At 67.4% G+C, this 1,861-nt stretch carries 4 protein-coding genes; all 4 read left to right on the top strand.

Going from position 1 to position 1,861, the window contains the following annotated elements:
- The first annotated feature begins 123 nt into the window (after positions 1-123).
- Entirely contained in the window at positions 124-726 is a 603-nt protein-coding gene (gene dhaL / locus EN738_RS34020; RefSeq protein ID WP_127287339.1) for a dihydroxyacetone kinase subunit DhaL, read from the top strand.
- Positions 723-1,112, top strand: a complete 390-nt coding sequence (gene dhaM, locus EN738_RS34015; protein WP_127287338.1) for a dihydroxyacetone kinase phosphoryl donor subunit DhaM — start codon at positions 723-725, stop codon at positions 1,110-1,112. Before dhaL ends, dhaM begins: the two co-directional genes overlap by 4 nt.
- 19 nt (positions 1,113-1,131) lie before the next feature.
- Positions 1,132-1,434 (top strand): HPr family phosphocarrier protein, encoded by a 303-nt coding sequence (locus tag EN738_RS34010; RefSeq protein ID WP_127287337.1) that lies wholly within the window; start codon positions 1,132-1,134, stop codon positions 1,432-1,434.
- Between the two features lie 41 nt (positions 1,435-1,475).
- The coding region (locus EN738_RS34005; protein ID WP_281034343.1) for a phosphoenolpyruvate-utilizing N-terminal domain-containing protein at positions 1,476-1,861 on the top strand (386 nt) is incomplete at its 3' end.

The following is a 1,861-nucleotide window of genomic DNA, read 5'->3' as shown; positions in this document are numbered from 1 at the left end:
AGGCCGGACGCTCCGCCTATATCGGCCGGCAGCTTGACGGCGTCGCCGATCCCGGTGCCTTTGCTGTAGCGGAAGTGTTCGCGGCCGTTGCCGCCATGTTCGCCCCGGCTTGAAGGACAGGCAATGGCCGCATCCGATTTCTCCAGCTTGATCGCGGCGGCGGCGGACACGATCGCGGCGCATGCCGAAGAACTAACCGCGCTCGACCAGGCGATCGGCGACGGCGACCATGGCCTCAACATGAAGCGCGGTTTTGAGGCCGTGCGCGCCGAGGCGGACGCTTTCGCAGCAAAGCCGCTGCCCGACGCGTTGAAGGCGGTCGGCACCAAGCTGGTGATGACGGTCGGTGGCGCCTCCGGCCCCTTGTTCGGCACGCTGTTCATGGCGCTGGGCAAGGAATTGCCGGCGGCGCCGGACCGCGACGGGCTGACGGCGGCTCTGGGCAAGGCGATCGAGGCGGTTGCGGCGCGCGGCAAATCGCAGCCGGGACAAAAAACCATGCTCGACGTGCTGCAGCCGGTGTATGAGGCGCTGGCGCAAGGCAGGACCGGCAAGGAGATCGCCAATGCCGCCGACAAAGCGGCGGACGCCACGGTGCCGATGAAGGCGTTGCGCGGGCGGGCCTCCTTCCTGGGCGACCGCTCGATCGGGCATATGGACGCCGGGGCGCGCTCGACCGCGCTGCTGGTGCGCGCAATCGCTGAAGCCGTCGAGGACCACCAATGAGCAATGTCGGTATCGTCATCGTGTCGCATTCGCCGCTGGTCGCCGAGGGCACGGCTGACATGGTGCGCCAGATGGTGGGTGACGAAGTGCCGCTTGCATGGTGCGGCGGAAACGGCCATGGCGGGCTCGGCACCAGCGTCGAGGCGATCATGGGCGCGATCGAAAAGGCATGGTCGGAGGCAGGCGTCGCCATCCTCGTCGATCTCGGCGGCGCCGAGACTAACTCAGAGATGGCGGTCGAGATGATCGGCGAGCCGCGCTCGCATAAGATCGTGGTCTGCAACGCGCCGATCGTCGAGGGCGCGGTGATGGCGGCGACGGAAGCGTCCGGCGGCGCCTCGCTCAAGGAAGTGGTGGCGACGGCGCATGAATTGTCGCCGTCGTGAATGAACGGGAACCGACTGAATGTCCGCATCCGCCGAAGCCACCGTCCTGATCACCCACACCGTGGGTCTGCACGCGCGCCCTTCGGTGAAGTTCACCAAGCTCGCCAAATCGTTCGCGGCCGAGGTCGAGGTTGCCGTCGCCGCCAACGGCCCCTGGTTCGACGCCAAGAGCATCGTCAAGGTGATGGCGGCCAAGGCGCCTAAGGGAACGCTGCTGCACATCCGGGCCAAGGGCGACCGCGCGAGCGAGGCGGTCGACGCGCTGGTCGACCTGGTGCAGCGCGATTTCGACGAGGATGCGGACCATGCCCGGTCCGCTTGAGACCGACTTGCATGTCCGTCCGGCCGCAAGGAATGCGGACGATGCGCATTGAGGGTATCCCGGCTTCCGCCGGCTATGCCGAAGGGCCGCTGTTCGATCTCGACCGGCCGCCTGCCGCCTACACAAGCAAGTCGAGCGCGGCGGAGGAGATTGCGGCGCTGGAGACCGCGATCGGCAAGGCGGTAAGCCGGCTCAGCGCAATGATCGAAACCGCCGACGGCGATGCCGCCGACATCCTGGAATTCCATATCGCCATGCTGCAGGACGATGCGCTGAGCGCGCCGGCCTTCGCCTCGATCGGCTCCGGCCAGGCCGCCGATGTCGCATGGCGGGCGTCGCTCGACGCCGAAATCGCCGGCTACGACGCGTCAGACCAGGACTATTTCCGCGCACGCGCCGCTGATCTGCGCGACATACGCGACCAGGT

Origin of the sequence: Mesorhizobium sp. M4B.F.Ca.ET.017.02.2.1 (genome assembly GCF_003998955.1) — a bacterium.
In the GTDB taxonomy this organism is placed as follows: Bacteria; Pseudomonadota; Alphaproteobacteria; order Rhizobiales; family Rhizobiaceae; genus Mesorhizobium; species Mesorhizobium abyssinicae.
This window is presented reverse-complemented; position numbering and strand designations above follow the sequence as displayed.

Excerpts from the sequence above, each read along its gene's own strand:
- dhaL (WP_127287339.1), top strand. The coding sequence starts at position 124 with ATGGCCGCATCCGATTTCTCCAGCTTGATCGCGGCGGCGGCGGACACG.
- dhaM (WP_127287338.1), top strand. The coding sequence starts at position 723 with ATGAGCAATGTCGGTATCGTCATCGTGTCGCATTCGCCGCTGGTCGCC.
- EN738_RS34010 (WP_127287337.1), top strand. The coding sequence starts at position 1,132 with ATGTCCGCATCCGCCGAAGCCACCGTCCTGATCACCCACACCGTGGGT.